At 56.3% G+C, this 26,218-nt stretch carries 22 protein-coding genes and 2 tRNA genes; 14 read left to right on the forward strand and 10 right to left on the reverse strand.

Features of this window, described 5'->3' with window-relative positions; genetic code table 11:
• Window positions 1–98: 98 nt before the first annotated feature.
• The 5 genes from ACWVX6_RS00085 (at window position 99) to ACWVX6_RS00105 (ending at window position 5,370) form a co-directional block, all read left to right on the forward strand.
• Complete coding sequence (locus ACWVX6_RS00085; RefSeq protein WP_117489913.1) at window positions 99–539, forward strand: ACT domain-containing protein; 441 nt, start codon at window positions 99–101, stop codon at window positions 537–539.
• Window positions 540–591: 52 nt separating this feature from the next.
• A complete protein-coding gene (locus ACWVX6_RS00090) occupies window positions 592–1,803 on the forward strand; it encodes a homoserine dehydrogenase (RefSeq protein ID WP_455152011.1) in 1,212 nt (403 codons plus the stop codon).
• 14 nt (window positions 1,804–1,817) lie between these two features.
• Window positions 1,818–2,708 (forward strand): homoserine kinase, encoded by an 891-nt coding sequence (gene thrB, locus ACWVX6_RS00095; protein ID WP_117751782.1) that lies wholly within the window; start codon window positions 1,818–1,820, stop codon window positions 2,706–2,708.
• Window positions 2,709–2,762: 54 nt separating this feature from the next.
• The gene (locus ACWVX6_RS00100; RefSeq protein ID WP_118478884.1) at window positions 2,763–3,971 is read left to right on the forward strand and encodes an aspartate kinase; all 1,209 of its coding nucleotides are present in this window, start codon (window positions 2,763–2,765) and stop codon (window positions 3,969–3,971) included.
• 337 nt (window positions 3,972–4,308) lie between these two features.
• Complete coding sequence (locus ACWVX6_RS00105) at window positions 4,309–5,370, forward strand: helix-turn-helix domain-containing protein (RefSeq protein ID WP_455152012.1); 1,062 nt, start codon at window positions 4,309–4,311, stop codon at window positions 5,368–5,370.
• Between the two features lie 30 nt (window positions 5,371–5,400).
• On the opposite strand, the gene ACWVX6_RS00110 is transcribed toward ACWVX6_RS00105, so the two are convergent.
• The 9 genes from ACWVX6_RS00110 to ACWVX6_RS00150 all read right to left on the reverse strand — a co-directional run bounded on the left by ACWVX6_RS00110 (window position 5,401) and on the right by ACWVX6_RS00150 (window position 15,830).
• Window positions 5,401–6,051, reverse strand: a complete 651-nt coding sequence (locus tag ACWVX6_RS00110; protein ID WP_455152013.1) for a ComF family protein — start codon at window positions 6,049–6,051, stop codon at window positions 5,401–5,403.
• A gap of 266 nt (window positions 6,052–6,317) precedes the next feature.
• Window positions 6,318–7,493 carry an LL-diaminopimelate aminotransferase gene (locus tag ACWVX6_RS00115; RefSeq protein WP_417191192.1) on the reverse strand — a complete coding sequence of 392 codons (1,176 nt, stop codon included), beginning with the start codon at window positions 7,491–7,493 and terminating at the stop codon, window positions 6,318–6,320.
• Complete coding sequence (locus ACWVX6_RS00120) at window positions 7,483–9,099, reverse strand: CTP synthase (protein ID WP_455152014.1); 1,617 nt, start codon at window positions 9,097–9,099, stop codon at window positions 7,483–7,485. Before ACWVX6_RS00120 ends, ACWVX6_RS00115 begins: the two co-directional genes overlap by 11 nt.
• Window positions 9,096–9,941: a diaminopimelate epimerase gene (gene dapF, locus ACWVX6_RS00125; protein ID WP_243105724.1), complete on the reverse strand. Its 846-nt coding sequence runs from the start codon at window positions 9,939–9,941 to the stop codon at window positions 9,096–9,098. The genes ACWVX6_RS00120 and dapF overlap by 4 nt, the downstream gene beginning before the upstream one ends.
• Before the next feature lie 175 nt (window positions 9,942–10,116).
• Entirely contained in the window at window positions 10,117–10,689 is a 573-nt protein-coding gene (locus ACWVX6_RS00130; RefSeq protein WP_118761291.1) for an ANTAR domain-containing response regulator, read from the reverse strand.
• Window positions 10,690–10,726: 37 nt separating this feature from the next.
• Window positions 10,727–12,046 carry a glutamine synthetase family protein gene (locus tag ACWVX6_RS00135; RefSeq protein ID WP_455152015.1) on the reverse strand — a complete coding sequence of 440 codons (1,320 nt, stop codon included), beginning with the start codon at window positions 12,044–12,046 and terminating at the stop codon, window positions 10,727–10,729.
• 433 nt (window positions 12,047–12,479) lie between these two features.
• Window positions 12,480–13,208, reverse strand: coding sequence for a GltB/FmdC/FwdC-like GXGXG domain-containing protein (locus tag ACWVX6_RS00140; RefSeq protein WP_455152016.1), 729 nt, complete (start codon window positions 13,206–13,208; stop codon window positions 12,480–12,482).
• Window positions 13,209–13,227: 19 nt separating this feature from the next.
• Window positions 13,228–14,733 carry a glutamate synthase-related protein gene (locus ACWVX6_RS00145; RefSeq protein ID WP_110436144.1) on the reverse strand — a complete coding sequence of 502 codons (1,506 nt, stop codon included), beginning with the start codon at window positions 14,731–14,733 and terminating at the stop codon, window positions 13,228–13,230.
• The gene (locus ACWVX6_RS00150) at window positions 14,733–15,830 is read right to left on the reverse strand and encodes a class II glutamine amidotransferase (RefSeq protein ID WP_110436145.1); all 1,098 of its coding nucleotides are present in this window, start codon (window positions 15,828–15,830) and stop codon (window positions 14,733–14,735) included. Before ACWVX6_RS00150 ends, ACWVX6_RS00145 begins: the two co-directional genes overlap by 1 nt.
• Window positions 15,831–16,305: 475 nt before the next feature.
• Between ACWVX6_RS00150 and ACWVX6_RS00155 the strand changes: the two genes are divergently transcribed.
• Window positions 16,306–18,384, forward strand: a complete 2,079-nt coding sequence (locus ACWVX6_RS00155) for a glutamine synthetase III family protein (protein ID WP_455152090.1) — start codon at window positions 16,306–16,308, stop codon at window positions 18,382–18,384.
• 124 nt (window positions 18,385–18,508) lie between these two features.
• Window positions 18,509–20,239, forward strand: coding sequence for an ammonium transporter (locus ACWVX6_RS00160; protein WP_455152017.1), 1,731 nt, complete (start codon window positions 18,509–18,511; stop codon window positions 20,237–20,239).
• Between the two features lie 87 nt (window positions 20,240–20,326).
• Here ACWVX6_RS00160 and ACWVX6_RS00165 read toward each other — a convergent pair whose 3' ends face one another.
• Window positions 20,327–21,295 carry an RluA family pseudouridine synthase gene (locus ACWVX6_RS00165; RefSeq protein ID WP_455152018.1) on the reverse strand — a complete coding sequence of 323 codons (969 nt, stop codon included), beginning with the start codon at window positions 21,293–21,295 and terminating at the stop codon, window positions 20,327–20,329.
• A gap of 175 nt (window positions 21,296–21,470) precedes the next feature.
• Here ACWVX6_RS00165 and ACWVX6_RS00170 point away from each other — a divergent pair, with 175 nt between their 5' ends.
• The 7 genes from ACWVX6_RS00170 to ACWVX6_RS00200 all read left to right on the forward strand — a co-directional run bounded on the left by ACWVX6_RS00170 (window position 21,471) and on the right by ACWVX6_RS00200 (window position 25,867).
• Entirely contained in the window at window positions 21,471–21,980 is a 510-nt protein-coding gene (locus ACWVX6_RS00170; RefSeq protein ID WP_117751772.1) for a YceD family protein, read from the forward strand.
• Window positions 21,981–22,025: 45 nt separating this feature from the next.
• Window positions 22,026–22,211 (forward strand): 50S ribosomal protein L32, encoded by a 186-nt coding sequence (gene rpmF, locus ACWVX6_RS00175; RefSeq protein ID WP_110436149.1) that lies wholly within the window; start codon window positions 22,026–22,028, stop codon window positions 22,209–22,211.
• A gap of 318 nt (window positions 22,212–22,529) precedes the next feature.
• The gene (der, locus tag ACWVX6_RS00180) at window positions 22,530–23,858 is read left to right on the forward strand and encodes a ribosome biogenesis GTPase Der (RefSeq protein ID WP_118284961.1); all 1,329 of its coding nucleotides are present in this window, start codon (window positions 22,530–22,532) and stop codon (window positions 23,856–23,858) included.
• A gap of 12 nt (window positions 23,859–23,870) precedes the next feature.
• The gene (plsY, locus tag ACWVX6_RS00185) at window positions 23,871–24,506 is read left to right on the forward strand and encodes a glycerol-3-phosphate 1-O-acyltransferase PlsY (protein ID WP_455152019.1); all 636 of its coding nucleotides are present in this window, start codon (window positions 23,871–23,873) and stop codon (window positions 24,504–24,506) included.
• A 1-nt stretch (window position 24,507) separates the two neighbouring features.
• On the forward strand, window positions 24,508–25,521 hold the full coding sequence (locus tag ACWVX6_RS00190; protein ID WP_455152020.1) for an NAD(P)H-dependent glycerol-3-phosphate dehydrogenase: 1,014 nt from the start codon (window positions 24,508–24,510) through the stop codon (window positions 25,519–25,521).
• 170 nt (window positions 25,522–25,691) lie between these two features.
• A tRNA-Gly gene (locus ACWVX6_RS00195) sits at window positions 25,692–25,767 on the forward strand.
• 24 nt (window positions 25,768–25,791) lie between these two features.
• Window positions 25,792–25,867, forward strand: a tRNA-Gly gene (locus tag ACWVX6_RS00200).
• Window positions 25,868–26,218 lie beyond the last annotated feature (351 nt).

Raw genomic sequence — 26,218 nt, forward strand, 5'->3', positions numbered from 1 at the left:
GAAATTTATCAGTTATTCTCTTGCGCTCGGTGGATGGATATGGTATGATAAATGAGCGTGAAAAAGACAAGTGTCTTTTTAGGGAGGACAGACATCGCATGATAAAACCAAAGTATTATCTCGTGGAGCGCACCCTGCTGCCGGAGGTATTTCAGCGCGTGATCGAAGCGAATGAAGCCATCGCTTCGGGCAAGGCGGCTACGGCAAGCGAAGCGGCAAAGATCGCCGGTCTGTCGCGCAGTGCGTATTACAAATATAAGGACGGCGTTCGCCCTTTCTTTGAGGCGACCACCGACCGTATCGTCACCTACCATTTCATGCTGCACGATCAGCCGGGTGTTCTGTCGAGCATCCTCGGACTGATGGCACGCTCGGGTGCAAACCTGCTGACGGTGAACCAGTCCATTCCGATGAGAGGAATGGCATCGGTCACCATTTCGGCCCGCACCGGTGAGATGAAATACTCATCCGAAGAGCTTGTGCACCGTGCAGAAGCAATGGAAGGCGTCAGCAAAGTGGAAATTCTGGCATCTGAATGACCGTCCGGCGGTATACAGAACGCTAATTTAACTGATGAAAGGAAATCAGCATATGATTAAAGTAGCAATCATGGGACACGGCACCGTCGGTTCGGGCGTATACGAGGTTTTCGACATGAACGCCGACAAGATCGCCAAGACCGTTGGCGAGCCGGTTGAGGTAAAGTATGTCCTCGACCTGCGCGACTTCTCCTCTCTGCCGTATGGCAATAAATTTGTAACCGATTTTTCTATCATCGAGAACGACCCCGAGGTAACAGTCGTTGCCGAGGTAATGGGCGGCGTGGGCGCTGCGTACCAGTTCACCAAGCGCTGCCTCGAGGCTGGCAAGAGCGTATGCACCTCCAACAAGGAACTGGTTGCTACCAAGGGTGAGGAGCTGCTCAAGATTGCCGAGGAGCACGGCGTAAACTACATGTTCGAGGCATCCGTCGGCGGCGGCATTCCGGTCATCCGTCCGATGCTGCAGTGCCTGGCTGCCAACGAGTTTAACGAAATCTGCGGCATTCTGAACGGCACGACCAACTACATTCTCACCCAGATGATCCACAACGGCGTTACCTTTGCGGATGCGCTCAAGCAGGCACAGCTCAACGGCTATGCCGAGAAGGACCCGACCGCTGATATCGAGGGTCACGACGCCTGCCGCAAGATCTGCATTCTGTCCGACCTTGCTTATGGCGATAAGTTCGATCCGGATCAGGTTTCCTGCGAGGGCATCACTAAGATCACCCTCGAGGACGTAGCAAACGCCGACAAGCTGGGCTGCGTTATCAAGCTGCTGGGCCGCTCGGTCCGCTGCGAGGACGGCACCGCTTACGCTTATGTTGCACCGCATCTCATCCACAAGGAAAGCCCGCTGGCCGCTGTTGAGGACGTATTCAACGCCATCATGATCGACGGCAATGCGACCGGTGAGGTTATGTTCTACGGCAAGGGCGCCGGCAAGCTGGCTACCGCTTCCGCTGTTGTTGCCGATATGCTGGACAGCATCGAGCACAAGGACAACCGCCGCCGTATCTTCTGGGGCGATGGCTCCAAGCACCTGCTCCGTCCGCTGGATACCCTGCAGAGTGCATGGTACGTTCGCTTCAAGGGTGCACAGAAGGATGTTGAGGAGCTGCTGCCGGTTGAGAGTCTGACCGAGCCTGCTGAGGGCGTATTCGTGGTGCAGACCCGCAAGCTGTCCACCGCAGAGATGAACGCCGCAGCCGAAAAGCTGAACGCACGCGGTGAAGTCCGCGCGGCAATGCGTATTCTGTAAAGGAGAGAAATACAATGGTTCGTGTAACCGTCCCTGCTACGAGCGCCAATATGGGCTCGGGCTATGACAGCATCGGCATTGCGCTCGAGCTGTACAACGTGATCGACCTCGCAGAGAACGATCATATTGATATTTCGGATAAAAACGGTCAGTATGTTCCGCAGGACGAGAGCAATCTGATCTATCAGTGTGCAAAGCGCGTTTACGACGAGTGCGGCAAGCCGCTTTCCGGCTTGACCATCGTTGAGGACTGCGCGATCCCGCAGACCCGCGGCCTTGGCTCGTCCTCGGCGTGCACGGTTGCGGGCATCATGGGTGCAAACATGCTGCTCGGTGAGCCGCTCGACCGCAACGCGGTCATTGATCTGGCGGCTACCATCGAGGGTCATCCGGATAACTCCACACCGGCGATCCTCGGCGGCTTCTGCGTGGCGCTGCTCGAAAACGGCCATGTGCATCACGTTCGTGTGCCGGTTCACGGCGCGATCGACTTCGTGGTATTCATTCCGGATTTCCAGCTGTCCACCGAAAAGGCGCGTGCGGCGCTGCCCAAGACCATCGACCATCACGATGCGGTTTACAATCTGGCGCGCGCAGCGCTGCTTGCGGGCAGCCTGACCACCGGCAAGCTGGAAAACCTTGACGCGGCAACCGGTGACTGTCTGCATCAGCCGTACCGTTTCGGTCTGATCGAAAACGGCGAGGACATCGTGCGTGAGGCCAAGAAGCTGGGCGCGCTCGGCGCGTTCATTTCCGGCGCAGGCCCGTCCATCGTGGCGATCGTCTACAAGGGCGACCGCGACTACATCACCCGTGCACAGGAGCTGTGCGAGAAGCTGTATCCGCACTGGAAGGCCGTACAGCTGCGCTGTGATGAGGTCGGTGCGACCGTAAAACGACTGTAATAGGGGACGGATGAGTGCTCTCGTCCGTGTATATAAGGAGGAAACATAGTTAGTATGAGTCTTATTGTGCAAAAGTTCGGCGGCACTTCGGTTGCCAACACCGAGCGACTGAAGAATGTTGCGGACATTGTTACCAAGACCGCACAGGCAGGCAATCAGGTTGTTGTAGTTGTATCCGCGCAGGGCGATACCACGGATGATCTGATCGTAAAGGCTGCCGAGCTGAACGACCGTCCTTCTAAGCGTGAGATGGACGTTCTGCTCAACACCGGCGAGATGATCTCCATGTCTCTGCTGGCGATGGCTATCCAGAAGCTGGGCTTTCCGGTTGTATCCCTGACCGGCTGGCAGATCGGTCTGGAGACCAACAGCAACTACTCGGATGCCCGCATCAAGCGCATCGCAGGCGAGCGCCTCAAGGCAGAGCTGGATAACGGCCGCATCGTTATTGTTGCAGGCTTCCAGGGCATCAACAAGATGGGCGACGTTACCACGCTCGGCCGCGGTGGCTCGGACACCACCGCAGTTGCCATTGCAGCAACGCTCGGCGCGGATCTCTGCCAGATCTACACCGACGTAGACGGCGTTTACACTGCCGATCCGCGCATCGTAAAGGATGCCAAGAAGCTGGACGCCATCACCTATGATGAGATGCTGGAGCTGGCATCTCTGGGTGCACAGGTGCTGCACAACCGTTCGGTTGAGATGGCAAAGAAGTACAATGTCGATCTTGAGGTCGTTTCGAGCTTTACCCGCAATCCGGGTACCAAAGTCAAGGAGGGTTCTAATATGGAAAAACTGCTGGTTTCGGGTGTTGCCCGTGATAATAACTGCGCGCGTGTAGCAATCATCAATCTGGACGATACGCCGGGCACTGCATTCAAGGTATTCTCGCTGATGGCGAAGCACAATGTCAACATCGACATCATCCTCCAGTCCGTCGGCCGCGATAACAAGAAGTCCATCTCGTTCACCATCCGTCAGGACGATGCAGAGCGCGTCGAGAAGATCCTGCGCGACGCGAAGGAGATGCTCGGCTACGAGGATATTTCCATCAACACCAAGGTCGCAAAGGTTTCCATTGTTGGTGCAGGCATGGCTTCCGCTACCGGCGTTGCTTCCAAGATGTTCGAGGCTCTGGCAAGCGCCGGCATCAACATCCGCATGATCTCCACCTCTGAGATCAAGATCTCCGTCCTCATCAACGAGGAGGACAGCGAGAAGGCTGTTAAGGCTATCCACGAGGAGTTCTTCAACGCCTAATTGGGGGCAATACCACACGATTGCATCGGCGGCGTTTGGCGGAAATTTTGTGCGCTGATTTTGTTGCGTTTCCTTGCAATACACAAAGTATTGCTGCGGAACCGCGCCGCATCAGCACGCAAAAGTTACTCGCCAACCGCTCATCGCTGAATTGTGTGGTAATGCCCATAAGTGTTTTCCCAGATAGCCTCAAAGTCCCGAAATGTGCATTTCGGGACTTTTTTGCAACCGGAAAGACGTCCGCAACCGTCGGTTGACAAAAAGAAACGATGGGTTGGTGGCGTTTTTGCGGCATTTCAGGCACACTGGAGACAGAAAAGAAAGGCAGGTGGCAGAAATGACAACAGGTGAGAAAATCGCGGCGCTGCGAAAAGAGCAGGGCATGAGCCAGGAGGCGCTCGGCGAAAAGCTGGGCCTGAGCCGTCAGGCGGTCAGCAAGTGGGAGGCCGATCAGGCGGTGCCCACGATGGATAATTTAATGGAACTGAGCAAGCTGTTCGGCGTTCCGGTGGATACGTTGTTGCGTCCGGATGCGGAGCTAATGCCAAAGGCAGAGGACTCGGATGAATCGTGGCCGGGTGCAGAGAACCAGCCGGTCAGGAACGAAAACCGCAAGTGGAAAATTGCGGCAATCGCAGCGGCAGGGCTGCTGTGCGTCAGCGTTGTGTGCAGCGCGGTCAGCCTGTGGCGCGTGCTCGCCATGCAGAAGCAGATCGACACGCTGCGGATGCAGAGCGGGCCGAGTACGATTTACTATCCGGATAATACGAGCGCTGAGAACAGCGATTTAGCCGACTGGTCGGAGAACGTGACCGTAGACCGGCAGAACACGGATAACCTTCTTGTGACGGTGAGCGCGGTTCCGCGCAGCATGATGGATGGCGAAACCGCAAAGTTCGTTGTCCGCAGCGGTGACCAGTCGTGGGAGTGCGACGCAGAAAACAAGAACGGTTACAGCGGCGAAATCAGCGTGCCGCTGGTGGATACGTTTTCTGTTTATTTGACGCTGACAAGTACGGACGGAGAAATCCGTAATATTATGGTTGCCTCTGAGTATGACCTGAAGCAGCGTTTTTCTCTCGAAGTGCGTGCGTGGTGGGAGAACGGTAGCTTTAGCTTTAATGGTAAGACCACATCAGCCAGCGGCAATGTGGCAACGTATATTTACTGCGGCGATGACAGTGTACCACTGGCCAGCGGTCGCATACTCCTGTATCAGAACGGAAAACAAATCAAAGAACAGAAGATAGAGAATATAGAAACAGGATTCGGTGGAGACGTTTATTATTATACACAGGTTGACTGGCGTGATCTGGAAGGCGGATTTGATCAGTACCAGCTGAAAGCCGAGATTACCGACAATTACGGCAGAGTGTACAGCAGTGAGTTTTTCCAATAACAAAAAAGACCGCGAAAGCGGTCTTTTTTGTTATTTCCTCGGTGTAAATGTCGCAGCGAGGACGTAAACACGGCTTGCGCCCATCTCCCGCAGAGCTTTGACGGCAGCCGCCGCCGTTGCGCCGGTGGTGATAATATCATCGACCAGCACAACGGATTTTCCGGTCAAATCTACGCTGCCCTTCGGCAGAACGGCATCTTTTGCGTTGCTCTGCCGCGCGGCGTAATCCTTCTGCGCGGACTGCTTGCCGACAAACCATCGCTTGCGCAAGGTGGCTTCGCATGGAAGAGAAAGCGGCTTTGCCGTCAGCTTTGCAAGCAGCTCCGCCTGATTGTACCCGCGCTTGCGGTAGTGCAGGAATCCAATCGGCATGTAGGTAATGAGTTTCGGCTGCCAGTCGTCCAACTGTGACGTGAGGGCCACGGACATTTGCGCCGCGAACCAGTCCGCACAGTAGGCGGCGCTGCTGAACTTGAACCGCTTCATGGCATTTTGCACGGTGCCGCGGTAATACAGAGGAGCGATCGTGCCGTCGGCTCCGGCAATGGAGATGACCTCATTGCAGCGGTATTCCCGCCGGACTGCAGCGGCACAGTCCGGACAAAGCTGCAGCGTGCGGCTGGTCGTCACCGGAAAATCTGCGCCGCATAAAACACACCTGTGACCATAAAGAATGCCCATCGAATCACCTCGTTATATACAAAAAAGCGACCGTTGCACGGTCGCTTTTTAATTCCTGCGCCGCAGCGCCATTTAATTAGCAAATGCTTTGCATTTGCGTAAAAAGTCGGGGCGTGTACCTGACTTTTTACACCCCGACTCAGTCGCCTTGGGCGCTATCCTTGTGCGACTTCTTGGTCGCACTGCGCGTGGCGTCATTCGGGTATCGAAAGGCGGTTTCTCCGGAACCGCCTTTCGTATATAGGGGACTTTTGAAGTCCCCTATATTACTTGAGCAGCTTTTTCAGACGCTCAGCAGCTTCCTTGGTGCGTGCCTGATCGCCGAATGCGGTCAGACGGAAGAAGCTGTCGCCGTTCTTGCCGAAGCCTGCACCCGGGGTGCCAACGACGTTGGCATTCTCAAGCAGGTAGTCGAAGAAGGTCCAGGAATCCATGCCGTTCGGGCACTTGAGCCACAGGTACGGGCTGCTCTTGCCGCCGGTGTACCAGATACCCAGCTCATCGAGGGTCGCAGCGAGAACCTTAGCGTTCTGCTTGTAGTAGCCGAGGGTCTCCTTGATCTGCTTCATGCCTTCCTCGGTGAAGCAGGCAGCAGCGCCCTTCTGTACGATATACGGAACGCCGTTGAACTTGGTGGTCTGACGGCGCAGCCACATCTTGTTCAGCTTGCCGTCCAGCAGAGCGGTCGGAACAACGGTCCAGCCGCAGCGGGTGCCGGTGAAGCCTGCCATCTTGGAGAAGGAGCAGAACTCGATTGCACAGGACTTAGCGCCTTCGATCTCGTAAATGGAGCGCGGCAGAGTCTCATCCTCGATGAAGCACTCGTAAGCTGCGTCATACAGGATAACGGCGTTCTGCTTGTTGGCGTAATCTACCCAAGCCTTCAGACCTGCACGGTCATAAGCAGCGCCGGTCGGGTTGTTCGGAGAGCAGATATAGATGATGTCGCACTGAACGGACTCATCCGGCAGCGGCAGGAAGCCGTTTGCCTCATTTGCGTCAGCGAATACGATCTTGCGGCCCGCCATAACGTTGGTATCAACGTAAACCGGGTAAACCGGGTCCGGAACCAGAACAGTGTTGTCGGTACCGAAAATGTCGAGGATGTTGCCGAGGTCGCTCTTTGCACCGTCCGAGATGAAGATCTCATTGGTGGCGAGCTCTACGCCGTGGGACTTGTAGTAGCCGACCAGTGCTTCGTGCAGGAAGCCGTAGCCCTGCTCATCGCCGTAGCCGTGGAAGGTCTCCTGCTTGGCCTGATCCTCAACAGCTGCGTGCAGCGCGTCGATAACAGCCGGTACCAGCGGACGGGTTACGTCGCCGATGCCCAGACGGATGATATCAGCCTCCGGATGTGCTTCGGAGTACTCACGCACCTTGCGTGCGATGGTGGAGAACAGATAGCTCTGCTCGAGATTGTCGTAGTTCTTGTTAGTCTGCATTGTTGTTCTGGCTCCTTTTCAGAGATGCCGCGACGAACGCCTTGAACAGGGGATGAGCGCGGTTGGGACGGGACTTGAACTCGGGGTGGAACTGTACGCCGATATAGAACGGATGGTTCGGGATTTCAACGGTCTCCACAAGCTCGCCGGTCGGCGAGGTGCCCGTGATCTGCATGCCCTTATTTTCAATCTCCTCGCGGAAATTGTTGTTGAACTCGTAACGGTGGCGGTGACGCTCGGAAATCATTTCCTCGCCGTACGCCAATGCCATGATAGTATTCGGACGGATCTTGCACGGATAAGCGCCCAGACGCATCGTGCCGCCCTTCTTGGAGATGCCCTGCTGGCTCTCCATCAGGTCGATGACCGGATGGGTGGAATCCGGGTCAAACTCGCTGGAGTTTGCATCCGCGTAGCCGAGCACGTTGCGTGCGTAGCTCATAACCGCGATCTGCATGCCGAGGCAGATGCCGAAGTAGGGGATACCCTGCGTGCGCGCATAGTTTGCTGCACAAATCATGCCTTCCACGCCGCGTGCGCCGAAGCCGCCCGGCAGGATGATGCCGTCAACCTCACCGAGCAGCTTGTCCACGGTGGAGTCGTTGATCTCCTCGGAGTCTACCCAGTCGATATCGACGAAGCAGCCGGTCTCGTAGCCGCCGTGCTGCAGCGCCTCTGCAACCGAAAGGTATGCGTCGTGCAGCTTGACGTACTTGCCGACCAGCGCGATCTTCACATGGTCCTTGCGGGCTGCGATGCGCTCGAGCATTTCCTGCCACTCGGTCATATCGCCCTTGCCTGCGCCGATGGACAGCTCACGGCAGACGATGTCGGACAGATGGCTCTCCTCGAGCATCATCGGTGCCTGATACAGAACCGGCAGGGTGCGGTTTTCGATTACGCAGTCCTCCGGTACGGTGCAGAACATGGAAATCTTGCGCTTGATATCGTCATCCATCGGCTGGTCAACGCGGGCTACGATGATGTCCGGAGAGATGCCCAGACCGCGCAGCTCCTTAACCGAGTGCTGGGTCGGCTTGGACTTCGGCTCATTGGAGCCGGAGATGAACGGAACCAGTGTTACATGGATGAACAGGCAGTTGCGGCGACCAACCTCAGCAGCAACCTGGCGGATCGCCTCGAGGAACGGCTGGGACTCAATATCGCCGGTGGTGCCGCCAATCTCGGTGATAACAACGTCAGCCGAGGTCTTTTTGCCTACCGAGTAGATGAAGGACTTGATCTCGTTGGTGATGTGCGGAATAACCTGCACGGTCTCGCCGAGGTACTCGCCGGCGCGCTCCTTGTTCAGAACATTCCAGTATACCTTGCCGGTGGTCAGGTTGGAGAACTTGTTCAGGTCCTCGTCGATGAAGCGCTCGTAGTGGCCGAGGTCGAGGTCGGTCTCTGCGCCGTCGTCGGTAACGTAAACCTCGCCGTGCTGGAACGGGCTCATCGTGCCCGGGTCTACGTTGATGTAGGGATCGAGCTTCTGCGCTGCAATTTTCAGGCCGCGGCTTTTCAGCAGACGGCCGAGAGATGCGGCAGTAATGCCCTTGCCCAGACCGGAAACTACGCCGCCGGTCACGAAGATGTACTTTGTCATATCTCAATTTCCCCCTTGAATACGGTCGTTGCCGCGCCCGTCATGAACACGGTTTCATCTGTATAGCGAATGGTGAGGTCGCCGCCGCGCAGGTGCACGACGATATCCTCGTTTTTGTTTGCAAAGCCGTTCAGACATGCTGCCACGCCGGTCGCACAGGAGCCGGTGCCGCACGCCCACGTTTCACCGGAGCCGCGCTCCCAGACGCGCATTTTCAGGCTGCCGTCCGGCAGGACGTTGACAAACTCGGTGTTGACACGCTCCGGAAACAGCGGATGATGCTCAAACTTGGGTCCGATGCGCGTAAGGTCGAGGTCGTCCACATCCTCCTTCTGGAAGATAACGCAGTGCGGGTTGCCCATGGAAACGCAGGTCATGTGGTAGACCTTTTCGTCCACAACGATGGGTGCGCTGATGACGTTCTCGCCGTCCATATTAACGGGAATCTCCCGCGGAGCAAGAATGGCTGCACCCATGTCCACGCGGGCGGACTGCATTTTGCCGTCCTTGACGGTCAGCTCAAGCGTTTTTACGCCGGAAAGCGTGTCGATGGTGATGGTGGTGCGGCCATCGGTCATGCCGTTGTCGTACAGGTACTTGCCCACGCAGCGGATGCCGTTGCCGCACATTTTTCCCTCCGAGCCGTCGGCGTTGAAGATACGCATCTGCGCATCCGCCTTGTCGGAAGGAGAAATAAGGATAATGCCGTCGCCGCCGATACCGAAGTGCGGTTCACTGAGCTTGATCGAAAGCGACTCGGGATCGGGCACAGTCTGGTCGAAGCAATTAAAATAGATATAATTGTTGCCACAGCCGTGCATCTTGGTGAAAGCCAGCTTCACACGGATTCCCTCCTTAGAAAATAACAAAATGGCATATAGGCAGGGAAAGACAGAGCTTCTCTGCTCATACACCATTTAGTATATCATAATCTGTCGGGAATTTCTCTATAAAATCGAAAAAACCGAAAAAATTTTCGCGTGAGATATGAGATGTTTTTAAGCGGTATCGCACAAATCACGGCGTTTTTCCACCGATGATGTCCTCGGCGATGTCTCGCTTGGAGCGGCGCTGGTTCATAGCCTGCTGCTCGATGTAGGAATGCGCCTCCGGCTCGGTCATGCCGCAGCACTCGATGAGCAGACACTTGGCGCGGTCCACCTGACGGATATCCTCAATGCGCTTTTGCAGACGGCGGTTTTCGCTCTGCAGGCCGGTCAGACGGCTGCGTGCGGCGCGCGTCATGCGGAGCGCCTGCATGAACAGCACGCGCGAGAGTGGCTTGGGTACGACGAACACGCCGTCGTCCTCGACCTTTTCGGCAACACTGTCCGCAATCTCGGCCTTAGCGAGCAGGATCACGCCGGAAAGCGTATCATTTGCAGCCTGCTGCGCCATATCATGCCCGAATTCATCGGGCAGCGGCGTGTTAACGAGGATTAGATCAAACGAGCCGTCTACCAGCATGCGCCGAGCCTCCGCACCGGAGGAAGCAGGTGCAAGCTGAGCCTGTACGCCGCAGGACGTTAAAAACTGAGAAAGCATGGTGCGGGATTTTTCGGTTGCAGAAACGAGAAGAATGCGTTCCATGCGGTGTGCTCCTCCTTTCAAACGATATTATGTGGGATTAGTAGCGTTCAAAATAGAGGGAGCGTTCGGCAGCCGTGCGGTCGTCGGCAAGTACGATGCGGTCGTGCTCGGCCTGCTTGGCGGCGAAAAAGGCCGTGCGTGCCTTTTCGGGCAGGTACTTGGTGATAAAGTCGCTGTCCTTGGCGATGCGGATCGCGTCGCACAGGGCGCCGGGCAGTGCTTCGTACCTGGCACGCACTTCATTGGAAGCGGTGAACAGGTTTTCGTCGCAGGCGGGCGGCAGGGGCAGTCCCTGCTCGATGCCGTCCAGACCGGCGTGGATGAGCAGCGCAAATACGATGTACGGGTTGATGCAGCCGTCGAACGCACGCAGCTTAAAGCGGTGCGCCGTGCTGTCCTCGGAGAGCGGCACGGTGATGAGCGGACGGCTGTTCTGATGCGACCAGGTGATGTACTTGGGCGCTTCAAACTCGCCCAGACGCTGGAACGAGTTGGTAAGCGGATTGCAGAAGATGGTCATCTCGGCAGCACGCTGCAGAATGCCCGCCACAAAGCTCTGGCCCTCGGCAGATTCTTCAAACGAGGGCTGGAACAGATTCTTGCCGTTTTTGTTTATCGAAACAGACAGATGCAGTCCACTGCCCGGCGCATGCGGGAGCGGCTTGGGCAGGAAGGACGCAAACAGGCCGCTTGAGGACGCCATGGACTTGACGACCCACTTGAAGGTGACGAAATTGTCGGCCGCTTCAAGGGCTTCGGCGTAGCGGAAGTCAACCTCGTTCTGGCCGGGACCCTGCTCGTGGTGCGAGGACTCCGGCTGGATGTTCATCTCCTCAAGCGTCAGACAGATCTGACGGCGCACGTTTTCCGCCTTGTCGAGCGGCGCTACGTCAAAATACTCGCCGTGATCGTGCGGAATGGTGGTTGGATGGCCGTTTTCATCCAGCTCGAACAGGTAAAACTCGCTTGCCGTGCCCATGGTCAGCGAGTAGCCTGCGCGGCGCGCACGGCGGTTGGCCTCACGCAGCAAATGACGGCCGTCGCCCTCGAACGGCGTGCCGTTCGGATAGCGAATGTCGCAGTAAAAGCGCACTACACGGCCCTGAGCCGGCCGCCACGGCAGAACGGAAAGCGTTGCCGGATCGGGAAACAGCAGCAGATCAGACGCTTCCACATTGAGAAAGCCGCGCAGCGCCGCCGCGTTGAAGTGGATGCCCTGCTCGAAGGCGCGTTCCAGCTCGGTCGGCATGATGGCGATGTTCTTCTGGTTGCCGAAAATATCGCAAAACGCAAGACGAATGAACTTTACGTCGTTCTCCTGAATAAATTGTACGACTTCGCTCATGGTGGTGTCCATAGGGCAAGCCTCCTTTTCATAATGTATCTTGAGGAATAAATTTTTTGCTAAAGAATGCGGAATGGGTGCCAAACCTTGGCTGGGGCACCAAAAGGATAGACACCAAGGTTTCTATCCTCTTGGGACTCCAGTTTCCTTTATTTCATAGTCTGGCGAAAATCAGAGAGCGGCGACCGCTCCGAAAAGGGGAACGGCAGAGGATTTTTTCTACCGCAGGGGAGCACAGTGTACTCCCCTGTCGAAACCCATACACAGTGTCAGATACCGTTCTGCTACACATACGGTTAAATCAACGCAGGTGCGACAGAACAGTGTCGCACAATTCGTTTGCGTGTTGTTACGGACGGCACCTGCGAGTTACACCTATCAGGTAACTCCCATCTCCTCATTTCCAACTCCTGCCTTGCAGGAGTTTTTCACTCTGAGAGCAAAATCAAGCCTCAAAGGTATAAAGCTGCTTATACCCTGCCTCCGGGTTCGGCGTGAGGACGAAATACTTCTGCGAAAGCAGATTCTCCGCGTCTGCGCCGAACAGCTGCGCGTATTCCTTAATATAAGGTGCAAATTCGGTCATATCGTCCTCGGAGACCTCGCTCACGAGGACCTGACGCGGCAGATCGGTCGGTGCTTTATCACATCTTAACACAATTTTGCCGCCGTGCATACCGGTTCCGCAGAAATTGTTGACCGGATACGCGCCGTTCTGACCGATGCCGAGCACAAGGATAAGTCCGCCGGCGAGATACTCGCCGAGAAACGAGCCCGCCTTGCCGCCGACTACCATAACAGGAAAGTGCTGCTGGTAGGCCTTCATGTGGATACCGGCGCGGTAGCCGCAGTCGCCCTTGATATAGATCTTGCCGCCGCGCATCGCGTAGCCGCAGGCATCGCCGACGCTGCCGTGCACAACGATCTCACCGGCGTTCATGGTGTCGCCGACGGCTTCCTGCGCATTGCCGAAGACCTCGATGGTGGAGCCGTTCAGATACTGGCCGAGACCGTTGCCTGCCGTGCCGTGCACGTTGATCTTGCGGTCGGTGGAGCCGCAGCCGATGTAGCGCTGGCCGATCACGTTCTCAACCGTGATCTCGCTGTCCTGCGCTGCGCGGATTTGCTCGTTTACTTGTTTATAATAGGTAAGTCCTGCCTGTACAGTTGTCATTTTCGCGCACCTCCTGTGCTTATTCGCCTGCGTGCTTGATGCCGAGGATGTTCAGCTCACGGTCGGTCAGACCGATGCCGCGCAGCATAAGACGGTTGCCGCGCAGTGCCTCGATGGAGTTGATGCCCATGCCGCCCATCATTTCCTTGAGCTCGTGATCCCATGCAGTGAGCAGGTTGATGAGACGTTGGGAGCCGATATCCGGATTCAGGCGCTTGACCAGCTCCGGACGCTGGGTTGCAATGCCCCAGTTGCACTTGCCGGTCTGGCAGGTGCGGCACAGGTGGCAGCCCATTGCCAGCAGAGCCGCGGTGCCGATGTAGCATGCGTCCGCGCCGAGCGCGATGGCCTTTAGCAGATCGGCGGAGTTGCGGATGGAGCCGCCGACAACGACCGAAACCTCATCACGGATGCCCTCATCGCGCAGGCGCTGATCGACAGCGGCGAGCGCCAGCTCAATCGGGATGCCAACGTTGTCGCGGATGCGGGTCGGAGCCGCGCCGGTGCCGCCGCGGTAGCCGTCGATACAGATGATGTCTGCACCCGAGCGGGCCACGCCGGAAGCGACTGCTGCTACATTATTTACGGCTGCAATCTTGACCATAACCGGCTTCTTATATTCGGTAGCCTCCTTCAGCGAGTAAACCAGCTGACGCAGATCCTCGATGGAGTAGATATCATGATGCGGCGCCGGAGAGATTGCGTCCGTGCCCTCCGGGATCATACGGGTCTTGGAGATATCCGGGCCGACCTTGAGTCCGGGCAGATGGCCGCCGATACCCGGCTTTGCGCCCTGACCCATCTTGATCTCGATGGCAGCACCGGCTTCAAGGTAATCCTTATGTACGCCGAAACGGCCGGATGCAACCTGCACGATGGTGTGCGGGCCGTACTGGTAGAAGTCCTGATGCAGACCGCCCTCACCGGTATTATAATAGGTGCCGAGCGCGCTTGCAGCGCGTGCGAGTGCGGCATGTGCGTTGTAGGAGATCGAGCCGTAGCTCATTGCGGAGAACATGATCGGCAGGTTGAGCTCCAGCTGCGGCGCCAGATTGGGAACCAGATTGCCGTTCTCGTCACGCTCAATCTTGCCCGGCTTTTTGCCGAGGAAGGTCTTGGTCTCCATCGGCTCGCGCAGCGGGTCGATGGACGGATTGGTAACCTGCGAAGCGTTGATGAGAATTTTATCCCAGTAGATGGGGTGCGGGTCCGGGTTGCCCATCGAGGACAGCAGCACGCCGCCCGAGCCTGCCTGACGGTAAACCTCGGAGATCGCCTTGCCGGTCCAGTTGGCGTTCTCACGGAACGTGTGGTCGGTCTTTACGATTTTAAGGGCACGGGTCGGGCACAGCGCTACGCAGCGGTGGCAGGCTACGCACTTGGACTCGTCCGCCTGCATGCGGTTGTTGTCGGCGTCCCAAAAGTGTACTTCGTTCGCGCACTGACGCTCGCAGGCGCGGCAGTTGATGCAGCGGTCGTTGTTGCGGACGACCTCATACTGCGGATATAAGAAATCGATAGCCATTACTGGTTCCCTCCGTTCTTCAGATTAACGATGACCGGCTCGCCGCCCTTGGGCGCCCACAGCTTATCCAGCTCAGGCTGGATGACGCGGATCGCGCATTCCTCGGAGGCGATGTATACGGTGTCGTCCTTTTCGCCGACAACCATGCTGCGCAGCTTGAGTCGGTCGTTGAGCGCCATCAGGCCGCCAGTGTAGCCGACCAGAATGGAGAACGGACCGGTAACCATCAGGGAAGCGAAGGCATTGCGCAGATAGGTGAGACGCTCGCGCTCCTTCGGCTCCTGCTTTTCAATAGTGGACCAGAACGGAGCCGCAATGACATTTGCAATCTCGCTGTACGTCAGGCCCAGCTTGCGGCCAAGGTAATCAATAATGTAGGTGATGACCTCGGTGTCGGTCAGCAGGTCGCAGGAGTAGCCGAACATCTCAATGAAGCGGCGGTTTGCATCATAAGAGGAAATCTCGCCGTTGTGAACGACCGTGGTGTCGAGCAGTGCAAACGGGTGCGCGCCGCCCCACCAGCCCGGTGTGTTGGTCGGATAACGGCCATGGCAGGTCCAGGAGTAGGCCTCGTAGTTTTCCAGCATGTAGTACTCGCCGACGTCCTCGGGGAAGCCGTTTGCCTTGAAAACGCCCATGTTCTTGCCGGAGGAGAAGATGTAAGCGCCGTTCAGCGTGTGATTGATGCGGATGACAAAGCGGGAGGTGAACTCACGCTCCTCGAGCTGGCTGGCTGCCAGCTTGGTCGGCAGGGGCGTAACGAAGTAGCGCCAGATCATCGGGGCATCCGTGATGCGCGGATGACGTCGGGTCGGGATCTTGGACAGGTTTACAATATCAAAGTGACGCTCGATCTCGCGCTCGCACTCTTCCTTAGCCGCCTGCGTATCATAGAATACATGGAACGCATAGTAATCGGCGTATTCGGGGTAGATGCCGTAGCCGGCGAAGCCGCCGCCCAGGCCGTTGGAACGATCGTGCATGGTGCGGATGGAGTCAATAATGCGGGTGCCGTTCTCACGGGTGCCGTCCTTATGGAAGATACCGGAGATCGCGCAGCCTGCGGGGATGCGGACTTGCCCTTCTTTTTGTAACATGGTGCTTCCTCCTTATATATTGCGCTGAAATTACGGATTCAGAGAAGCAGGCTTCGGCGGGTGCTTTCAGATGGAAGGCGATATGTACCGGCTGCTTAACAAAATAAAAAGGTGCTCGCCGCAGCAGAGGATCAAAAGCCTTAAATCCTCAGCTATGGCGAACACCTTTGTTCGCTTAATATTCTATAGCAGAAAACCGGGAATCGTCAAGCGCAAAGAACATAAAAAAGTGAATTTTCGCATTTTGCACAGGAAGTGACGGTGCGGACAAGTGAAAATTAAGTATGTTGTAGCAAATCTTCCGAAAATGAAAAAAACACCATAATCTCCCTTGACAAAGCAAGGCAGGACGGCTATAATGCAAAGTGTAAACAGCAAAGGCGCTGTGGGCACACGACCCGCAGCGCCTGATTTGTTTTATTCAGTTTGTTTGCTATTAAAATTAACATATGTAAGGAGCGAACCATTCATGAGCATTACGAATGTTCCCGAGCTGTTCGGCAGCATGGTGTTTAACGACACTGTGATGAAAGAACGTCTTCCCAAGGACGTTTACAAGAAGCTGAAGAAGACCATGCGCGAGGGCACCGCGATCGACGCCGATGTTGCTGCTGTTGTTGCAACGGCAATGAAGGACTGGGCGATCAGCAAGGGTGCAACCCATTACACGCACTGGTTCCAGCCGATGACCGGCATCACCGCCGAGAAGCACGACTCGTTCATCACGCCGACCGACGACGGTCATGTGATGATGGAGTTCTCCGGCAAGGAGCTGATCAAGGGCGAACCGGACGCATCGTCCTTCCCGTCCGGCGGTCTGCGCGCAACCTTCGAGGCACGCGGCTACACCGCATGGGACCCGACCAGCTACGCATTTGTAAAGGATGGTTCCCTTTACATTCCGACCGCATTCTGCTCCTACACCGGTCAGATCCTCGATAAGAAAACGCCGCTGCTGCGCTCGATGGACGCCATCAGCACACAGGCGTGCCGCATCCTCAAGCTGTTCGGCAAGGATGTAAAGCGCGTTACCACCACCGTAGGCCCGGAGCAGGAATATTTCCTGATCGACCGCGAGGACTACGCAAAGCGCAAGGACCTGATCTTTACCGGCCGCACCCTGTTCGGCGCAATGCCCCCGAAGGGTCAGGAGATGGACGATCACTACTTTGGCGCACTCCGTCCGCGTGTAGCTGCTTTCATGCAGGAGCTCGACGAGGAGCTGTGGAAGCTGGGCATCCTCTCCAAGACCAAGCACAACGAGGTTGCACCGTGCCAGCACGAGATGGCGCCGATTTTCTCCACCACCAACATCGCTACTGACCACAATCAGCTGACCATGGAGGTTATGCGTACGGTTGCACAGAAGCACGGCTTCACCTGCCTGCTGCATGAGAAGCCGTTTGAAGGCGTAAACGGCTCCGGCAAGCACAACAACTGGTCGATTTCCACCGATGCAGGCGAGAACCTGCTCGAGCCGGGCAAGAACCCGAGCGAAAACAGCCAGTTCATCCTGTTTCTGACCGCCGTTATCAAGGCGGTTGACGAATATCAGGATCTGCTCCGTATTTCGGTTGCTTCCGCAGGCAACGATCACCGTCTGGGCGCGAACGAGGCGCCTCCGGCGATCATCTCCATGTTCATCGGCGACGAGCTGCAGGCTATTCTGGATTCTATCGAGTCCGGCGAGGACTACACCGACGTTTACAAGACCAAGATGGATCTGGGCGCTGCGGTTCTGCCGGCTATCCCGAAGGACACCACCGACCGCAACCGTACCTCTCCGTTCGCCTTCACCGGCAACAAGTTCGAGTTCCGTTCGCTGGGCTCTGCGGTCAACATCGCGTGCGCAAACGTTATGCTGAACACCGCAGTCGCTGAGGAGCTCCGCCAGTTCGCTGACGAGCTGGAGGGCGCCGAGGACTTCGAGAAGGCGCTGATGGCACTCGTAAAGCGCGAGATCAAGGCGCACAAGCGCATCATCTTCAACGGCAACGGCTACGATGATTCCTGGGTAGAAGAGGCGGAGAAGCGCGGTCTGCTCAACTTCAAGAGTGCAGCGGACGCATTCCCGCATTACGTTGACCAGAAGAACCTCGACCTGTTCGCAAAGCACAACGTTTACACCGCCGAGGAGATCCATTCCCGTATGGAGACCCAGCTTGAGGAGTACAACAAGATCCTGCACATCGAGGCTATGACCATGAGCGATATGGTACGCGAGGAGATCACTCCGGCGTGCATCGCATTTGAGAACGAGCTGGCAGGCACCGTCAATGCCAAGAAGGCAGCAGGCGTTACCGGCGGCATGGAGGCCGGTCTGCTGGGCAAGGTTTCCGAGCTGACCGAGGAGCTGTACACCAAGAGCGCAGCACTCGACGAGGCTGTTGCAGCCGTTCCGACCGATGATAGCCAGAAGGCAGCACATTACTACCACGATGTTGTCATCTCCGCAATGGATGCGGTTCGCGTACCGGCTGATAAGCTGGAGGGTCTGGTAGGCAAGAAGTTCTGGCCGTTCCCGACCTACTCCGACATTCTGTTCTACGTTTAATAGAGCAGACATCAATTACATTCGTTAGAAAATATATTTCTATACACAATGGCGTGTATTTCCGCTGTTCCTTCGGGAATGGTGGAGATATACGCCATTTCTATTTCCAAGGGGGTCATTAAAAATGGATATCATGGAACTTGCTGCGTCGATGGACGTAGGCTGGACGCTTGTTGCGGCGGCGCTGGTATTCTTCATGCAGGCGGGCTTCGCAATGGTTGAGACCGGCTTCACCAGAGCAAAGAATGCCGGCAACATCATTATGAAGAACCTGATGGACTTCTCGCTCGGCACGCCGATCTTCTGGATCCTTGGCTTCGGCATCATGTTCGGTGCGGCAAGCCCGTTCTTCGGCGGCTTTGATTTCTTCGCGGACGGCGTTGTCGGTGAGGGCTACGACTGGACGACCCTGATCTTCCAGACCGTATTCTGTGCGACTGCCGCGACCATCGTTTCCGGTTCGATGGCAGAGCGCACCAAATTCTCTGCATACTGCATTTACTCGATGATTATTTCTGCGGTCATCTATCCGGTTTCCGGTCACTGGATCTGGGGCGGCGGCTGGCTCACAGAGCTTGGCTTTCACGACTTCGCAGGCTCCACGGCGGTACACATGGTCGGCGGCGTTGCAGCCCTTGTCGGTGCTGCAATCCTCGGTCCCCGTATCGGCAAGTACACCAAGGATGGCAAGGCTCGTGCAATTCCGGGTCACTCCCTGACGCTCGGCGCACTCGGCTGCTTCATCCTGTGGTTCTGCTGGTTTGGTTTCAACGGCGGCTCTACCGTTGCACTGTCGGGCGGCGGTGCTGAGGTTGCATCTCGTGTATTTGTAACCACCAACATGGCAGCTGCTGTTGCAACCGTTACCGTTATGTGCATCACCTGGATCCGCTACAAGAAGCCTGATGTTTCCATGACGCTGAACGGCTCTCTGGCAGGTCTGGTAGCTATCACCGCAGGCTGCGATGTGGTTACTCCGTTCGGTTCGGTTATCATCGGTATCTGCGCAGGCTTTGCCGTTGTATTCGGTATCGAATTTGTCGATCAGAAGCTCAAGGTCGATGATCCGGTTGGCGCTGTCGGCGTTCACTGCATCAACGGTGCACTGGGCACGATTCTTACCGGCCTGTTCGCTTACTATAATGGCACCGAAGTTGAGCCTCTCGGCGTATTCTACGGCGGCGGCTTCCACTTCTTCGGCATTCAGGTTCTCGGCGTAGTCGCAGTCATTGCATGGGTTGCGATCACCATGACCATCGTATTCAATGTTATCAAGCACACCATCGGCCTGCGCGTAAGCGAGGCTGAGGAGATCATGGGTCTGGATAAGCCTGAGCATGGCCTGTCCTCCGCATACGCAGATTTTATGCCGGTCGTTCCTACTGTTCTGGGCACCAAGGCTGGCGAAACTGCTGCAAAGATCAAGGATACCATTCCGGTAGCGGTCGAGAAGGCTGTTCCGGTGACCAAGGTGACGACCGAGGGCGCTTCGCACGAGCATAAGCTGAGCAAGATCGTTATTATCGCAAAGCAGTCCAAGTTTGAGGTGCTCAAGGAAGCACTGGCAGGCATCGGCGTATCCGGCATGACGGTAACAAATGTTGTCGGCTGCGGCGTACAGAAGGGCGCGCCGGAGTATTACCGCGGCGCTGAGGTTGACGTAACCCTGCTGCCCAAGATGAAGATGGAGGTTGTTGTATCCAAGGTTCCGGTTGAAACCGTTGTTGAAACGGTCAAGAAGGTTCTGTACACCGGTCATATCGGTGACGGCAAGATCTTCGTTTACGATGTGGAGAACGTCGTAAAGGTTCGCACCGGCGCAGAAGGCTTTGATGCCCTGCAGGACGATAACTAAATCGCATAAAGGAAAACGCTGAGCGGTGGCTCAGCGTTTTCTTTTGGCGGAATGAAACCGTTGTGTTCATTCTCCGTTTTCCATTACTCACGGCTTGAAATTCGGAAAATACTTCTTCACGAACGGAATATCTTTAATCTTAAAGGTTTTCCCGTTGAGGTACTGCAAGGCTCCCGCGTCCTGCGCGAATCGGAAGGTGAGAGAATAGGCATAGAGCGCCTGACCGGTCTCGCCGTAGGGACGGTTGAGTTCGTTCGTGCCGTATTTACCGTCACCGAGCAGCGGGCAGCCGATGGACGCCATATGGGCGCGGATCTGGTGCGTACGGCCGGTCAGCAGTTCACACTCCACGAGCGACAGTCTGCCGTGCGACGTGAGCGTGCGGTAGCGCGTGCGTGCGGTTTTGGCACCCGGCACGCGGGTCCTGTGCAGCGTGACCTGCTTGCGCTTTTCATCACGACGGAGATAGTTCTCGATCAGCCCCTCGGGCGGCTTGGGTCTGCCGTGCACGATGCACAGATACCGCTTTTCCATCTCGCGGTCTTTGATCTTATCATTTAATATGCGCAGCGCTTCAGCGGTCTTTGCCGCGATGACAATGCCGCCGGTGTTGCGGTCGATGCGGTTGCAGAGGGCTGGTACAAATGACGCGGCATCATCCGGATTCCACGCGCCGGACTGAAACAGGTACGCCTGAATGTGCGCGATGAGCGTATCTGTGTCGCCGTGCTCGTCTGCGTGAACGACCATGCCCGGCGCCTTATCCGCCAGCAGGATGTGCTCGTCCTCATACACAACGCGCACGCGCGGCTTGGCAATACGGCGGAAGGTTTCTTCCTCCTTGGGCGCGTCAAAGTATTCGTCGTTGAGGTAAAGCTGTACGGAATCGCCCTCAGTGAGCTTGTAGGCAGCTTCGGTGCGCTTGTTATTGACCTTAATGCGCTTTAACCGCAGGTATTTGTGCATCATGCCGCCGGATAAAAGCGGCACGGCTTTTTCTAAAAATTTATTCAGACGTTGTCCACTGTCGTTTTTTGTGATATAATATTCTCTCAAGGCAGGGTATCCTTTTCCGTTAATTTGCCCGTTTGGGTGAAACCAGTATACCGCATTTTCCGAAAAAAGAAAAGTGCGGGCGGACAGTTCGGAAAAATACCGTGTTTTGTAGATTTTTTGGTTGACAAAGACCGATTGTTTGTAGTATACTATCTTAGTACCATGTGAGGTTGACATGAAGATTGACTTAAAAAAGCTGAACGCGTCTGCACATGCGTCGATTCCGTTCGATGAAACGATCGACCTGACGGACGAAAAGCTCTATGGCGCGAAGCCGTTTCAAAGCCCTGTCCACATCAAAGGCGTGGTTTCCAATGAAAGCGGTGTTGTGAGACTGGCGGGTTCGATCGAAACGATCTACTCCACCGAATGCGCACGCTGCCTGAAACCGCTCGAGATTCCGCTCTCAGCCGAGGCTGACATGATGCTCTCGGATGACCCCGAGGCGGAGGAAGAGGACGATCTTTTTGTGCTGACCAGCGACAGCGTGGATCCTGCGGACGTATTGGTGCCGGCATTGATCCTGCAGGTACAGATGACCTATCTGTGCAAAGAGGACTGCAAAGGCCTCTGTCCGCACTGCGGCGCCGACCGCAATGTGACCGACTGCGATTGCGATAAAAAGCAGATCGATCCGCGATTTGCCGCGCTGCGCGCCCTGCTCGATTCCGACAAGGGCGAATGAGTTCGTATTGAAAAATAAGACGATAGAGTAGGAGGTGTATCCAACATGGCAGTACCTAAGGGTAAAATTTCTAAGGCACGCCGCGACAAGCGTCGTAACTCCCACTGGAAGCTCTCTCTGCCCGGCATGGCTAAGTGCCCGAAGTGCGGCGAGATGAAGCTGGCGCACAGAATGTGCAAGGCCTGCGGCTATTACAACGGTCGTGAGGTTAAGTCCGTTAAGGAAGCGTAAGCCTTAAAACAGAACAGGAAAAATGGAGAAGGCCGGATAGCTTTCTCCATTTTTTTTCAGGTTTCGATGAAAAGGCTCGCCTTTGCATCGAGAAGGGACGTACCGAGCACGGCTCGGATATGTCCCGGGCGCAAATCGGCGCGTCCTTGCGGCACACTGATTTGCTTTCTTGCATAAAAAGTCACATACATGCTGCGGCTTTTTATGGATTTGCGGAGCAAATTCGATTGAATGCGCGCTGACGCGCGACTTTTAACGAATTTCTTGCTTGTAATTTGTTTGCAAATGTCTTAAACTGACCTTAAAGGAGGGGAATTTATGGCAAAGCCTATTGTTGCGATCGTCGGTCGTCCGAATGTCGGCAAGTCGCAGCTGTTCAACCGCTTGGCGGGCAAGCGGCTTTCCATCGTTGAGGATACGCCGGGCGTTACCCGCGACCGTCTGTACGCTGACAGCGACTGGCGCGGTCGTGATTTCACTGTCATCGACACCGGCGGCATTGAGCCGTCGAACGATAACGAGATTCTGCAGTTCATGCGCTTTCAGGCAGAGACCGCGATCTCGCATGCGGATGTCATTATCCTGATCACCGATCTGCGCACCGGCATTACTGCCGCCGATCAGGACGTTGCGTCCATGCTGCTGCGCTCGGGCAAGCCGCTCGTGCTGGCTGTCAACAAGTGCGACAAGCCGGGTGATCCTCCGGCGGAGTTTTATGAGTTCTACAACCTCGGTTTGGGCGAGCCGTACGGTATTTCTGCGCTGCATGGCTATGGTGTCGGTGAGCTGCTGGATGCGGCTTACGAATACTTCCCGCCGGCAGACGAGGAAGAGGAGGACGCGGACCGCATTCGTGTGGCTCTCATCGGCAAGCCGAACGTCGGCAAGTCCAGTCTGCTCAACCGCGTGCTCGGCGAGGAACGTGTTATCGTTTCCAATATCGCCGGTACGACCCGCGACAGCGTAGACGCCGATGTGGACAACGCCCACGGCAAGTTTACGTTCATCGACACCGCCGGTATCCGTAAGAAGAGCAAGGTGGACGAGAAGATCGAGAAATTCTCGGTTATGCGTTCGCTGCTGGCGGTAGAGCGCGCCGATGTGTGCGTTATCATGATTGACGCGACCGAAGGCGTTACCGAGCAGGACACCAAGGTGGCCGGAGAGGCGCACAACGCCGGTAAGGCGTGCATCATCGTGGTCAACAAGTGGGATCTGGTCGAGAAGGACGGCTCCACCATGAAGGAGTACACGCTGCGTGTCCGTGAGGGTCTGGCATACATGCCGTATGCACCGGTGCTGTTCATTTCCGCGCAGACCGGTCAGCGTGTGGATAAGCTGTTCTCGCTCATCCATGAGGTATATGAGCAGAACCATATGCGCATTCCGACCGGCCGACTCAACGCCATTCTCGCAGAGGCAACCGCACGCGTGCAGCCGCCTACGGACAAGGGCCGCCGTCTGCGTATCTTCTACATGACGCAGGCATCCACCTGCCCGCCGACATTCGTCTGCTTCTGCAATGACGCGCGTCTGTTCCATTTCTCCTATCAGCGTTATCTGGAAAACCAGATCCGTGAGGTGTTCGGTCTGACCGGTACGCCGGTACGCATGGTCATCCGCGAGCGCAGCGACAAGTCGCAGTAAGGAGAGGGCAACATGACACTTACGCATTTTGCGATCATTGCCGTGTGCGCGTATCTGTTCGGCTCGCTCAGCTTTGCGATCATTGTCAGCAAGGTGACACTTGGCAAGGATATCCGCAACTACGGCAGCGGCAACGCCGGTCTGACGAACGCGTACCGCACGATGGGTGCGAAAAAGACGCTGTTCGTTCTGCTCGGTGACATTGCCAAGGGCGCTGCAGCGGTTTCGGTCGGCTGGGCGCTCGGCGGTCCGGTCGGCAAGCTGACAGCGGGTATTTTTGTTATCCTCGGCCACATGTTCCCGCTGTATTTCGGCTTTAAGGGCGGTAAAGGCGTACTGGTCGGCGCGGTTATGCTCGCGTTTTTTGACTGGCGCGTGTTCGCCATTGCATTCGCGCTGTTCGTTCTGTCGGTCGTGCTGACGAAGTGGATCTCGCTCGGTTCGATCCTCGGCGCGGTCAGCTTTCCGATCACGACATGGCTGTTCTATCGCGATCCGGTGCTGACGGCGATGGCGTTCGGCATGGCGGCGGCAGTCGTTTTTATGCATCGCTCGAATATTGGACGCATTCTGCGCGGCACGGAAAATAAATTCTCTTTTAAGAGCAAAAAGACGATCGAAGCATCGCCTGACGGAGAGGAGAAGTAACATGAAGGTTTTTGTACTGGGTACCGGTGGCTGGGGCATCGCACTGGCGATGCTGCTGCACCAGAACGGACATGAAGTAACCTCGTGGACCTATCTGCAGGAGGAGTGTGACCTGCTGCACCGCGAGCGCTGCAACGAGAAGCTGCTGCCGGGTGTTATCATTCCAGAGGGTATTGAGATTACGACCGACATGTCCGGCGCTGCCAAGGCGGATCTGGTCGTGCTGGCGGTGCCGTCCTTCGCGGTAGCGAGCACGGCGGAGCAGCTGGCGAAGATCGTGCCGCCGCATACCGTTATCGTCAACGTTGGCAAGGGTCTGGATTCCAAGCACGGCTACTGCCGGTTCTCCGAGACCATCTCGAACGCGATGAACGGCAGCAATCCGGTCGTTGCACTGACCGGTCCGACGCACGCCGAGGAGGTTGCACGCGGCATTCCGACGGCTATCGTAGCCGCTTCGGAGAGCCGTGCGGCGGCTGAACTGACGCAGGCGGCGTTCATGAACGACACCAACTTCCGCGTGTACACCTCGTCCGACATTATCGGCTGTGAGCTGGGCGGTGCGTTTAAGAATATTATCGCACTCGGCGCCGGTATTTCGGATGGTCTGGGTCTGGGCGACAACTCCAAGGCGGCGTTCATGACCCGCGGTCTGACCGAGATTGCGCGTCTGGGCGTCAAGCTGGGCGCCAAGCAGGAGACATTTGCAGGTCTGTCCGGTGTGGGCGATCTGATCGTAACCTGCTGCTCTATGCACTCGCGCAACCGCCGTGCCGGTATCCTGATCGGCAAGGGCGCAACGGCGCAGGAGGCGATGAAGGAGGTCGGCGCAACGGTCGAGGGCTATTACGCGACCGAGGCAGGCTATCACCTTGCACAGCAGCAGGGCGTGTCCATGCCGATCACCGAAGCGATGTATGCCGTGCTGTACGGCGGCATGCCTGCACAGGAGGCGATTCGGCATCTGCTCAATCGTCCGCGCCGCGGCGAGCACGAAGAGGTCTGGGTGCACTGAGAAGCTGAAAAGGAAAAGAGAAAGAGAAAACCGACGGTGTGTGCCGTCGGTTTTCTGTATTTCGGAAAAATTTGCGAAAAAAGAAAGAAAAGTGTTGACAGAGGGTACATTACCTGATATAATAAATCTTGCTTTGAGGCGGTAAGCCAAAAGCGAGATGAAAGGAATATGCGGCTGTAGCTCATCTGGTAGAGCGCCACCTTGCCAAGGTGGAGGTAGCGAGTTCGAGCCTCGTCAGCCGCTCCACCTTTTCTTCTCAAAATCACATATGCGGCTGTAGCTCATCTGGTAGAGCGCCACCTTGCCAAGGTGGAGGTAGCGAGTTCGAGCCTCGTCAGCCGCTCCAGTTAGTCCACTTGCGAAAGCAAGTGGATTTTTTTTTGCTTTTTCTGTTCGCTGAAGATTGAGGAATGGGCGCCAATCTTTGGCGGGAAGTCGCCGCACCCTGCGGCGGGGCAAGAGGGTAGACACCAAGGTTTCTACCCTCTTAACTCCCACTTCCTTTTGTTTGTTAGTCTGGCGCAGATCAGAGACCGGCGACCGCTTCGAAAAAGGGGAACAGCAGAGGATTTTTGTTACCGCAGGGGAGCACAGTGTGATCCCATTTCTTTACCTCTGCGCAGTGCCGGATTCCGTACTGCTACACATATCGGCTGCTCTGCGCAGGCGCGATATACACGTGCCGCGCAACTCGTTT

It is taken from the genome of Butyricicoccus sp., assembly GCF_977037065.1.

Bases quoted from the DNA above. Each gene is read 5' to 3' on its own strand.
- thrB (WP_117751782.1), top strand. From the start codon at position 1,818: ATGGTTCGTGTAACCGTCCCTGCTACGAGCGCCAATATGGGCTCGGGC.
- der (WP_118284961.1), top strand. From the start codon at position 22,530: ATGGCAAAGCCTATTGTTGCGATCGTCGGTCGTCCGAATGTCGGCAAG.
- ACWVX6_RS00090 (WP_455152011.1), top strand. From the start codon at position 592: ATGATTAAAGTAGCAATCATGGGACACGGCACCGTCGGTTCGGGCGTA.
- ACWVX6_RS00150 (WP_110436145.1), bottom strand. From the start codon at position 15,830: ATGTTACAAAAAGAAGGGCAAGTCCGCATCCCCGCAGGCTGCGCGATC.
- ACWVX6_RS00140 (WP_455152016.1), bottom strand. From the start codon at position 13,208: ATGACAACTGTACAGGCAGGACTTACCTATTATAAACAAGTAAACGAG.
- ACWVX6_RS00145 (WP_110436144.1), bottom strand. From the start codon at position 14,733: ATGGCTATCGATTTCTTATATCCGCAGTATGAGGTCGTCCGCAACAAC.
- ACWVX6_RS00170 (WP_117751772.1), top strand. From the start codon at position 21,471: ATGAAGATTGACTTAAAAAAGCTGAACGCGTCTGCACATGCGTCGATT.
- ACWVX6_RS00115 (WP_417191192.1), bottom strand. From the start codon at position 7,493: ATGCAGACTAACAAGAACTACGACAATCTCGAGCAGAGCTATCTGTTC.
- ACWVX6_RS00120 (WP_455152014.1), bottom strand. From the start codon at position 9,099: ATGACAAAGTACATCTTCGTGACCGGCGGCGTAGTTTCCGGTCTGGGC.
- ACWVX6_RS00130 (WP_118761291.1), bottom strand. From the start codon at position 10,689: ATGGAACGCATTCTTCTCGTTTCTGCAACCGAAAAATCCCGCACCATG.
- rpmF (WP_110436149.1), top strand. From the start codon at position 22,026: ATGGCAGTACCTAAGGGTAAAATTTCTAAGGCACGCCGCGACAAGCGT.
- ACWVX6_RS00085 (WP_117489913.1), top strand. From the start codon at position 99: ATGATAAAACCAAAGTATTATCTCGTGGAGCGCACCCTGCTGCCGGAG.
- ACWVX6_RS00160 (WP_455152017.1), top strand. From the start codon at position 18,509: ATGGATATCATGGAACTTGCTGCGTCGATGGACGTAGGCTGGACGCTT.
- ACWVX6_RS00110 (WP_455152013.1), bottom strand. From the start codon at position 6,051: ATGGGCATTCTTTATGGTCACAGGTGTGTTTTATGCGGCGCAGATTTT.
- ACWVX6_RS00135 (WP_455152015.1), bottom strand. From the start codon at position 12,046: ATGGACACCACCATGAGCGAAGTCGTACAATTTATTCAGGAGAACGAC.
- ACWVX6_RS00100 (WP_118478884.1), top strand. From the start codon at position 2,763: ATGAGTCTTATTGTGCAAAAGTTCGGCGGCACTTCGGTTGCCAACACC.
- plsY (WP_455152019.1), top strand. From the start codon at position 23,871: ATGACACTTACGCATTTTGCGATCATTGCCGTGTGCGCGTATCTGTTC.
- ACWVX6_RS00105 (WP_455152012.1), top strand. From the start codon at position 4,309: ATGACAACAGGTGAGAAAATCGCGGCGCTGCGAAAAGAGCAGGGCATG.
- ACWVX6_RS00190 (WP_455152020.1), top strand. From the start codon at position 24,508: ATGAAGGTTTTTGTACTGGGTACCGGTGGCTGGGGCATCGCACTGGCG.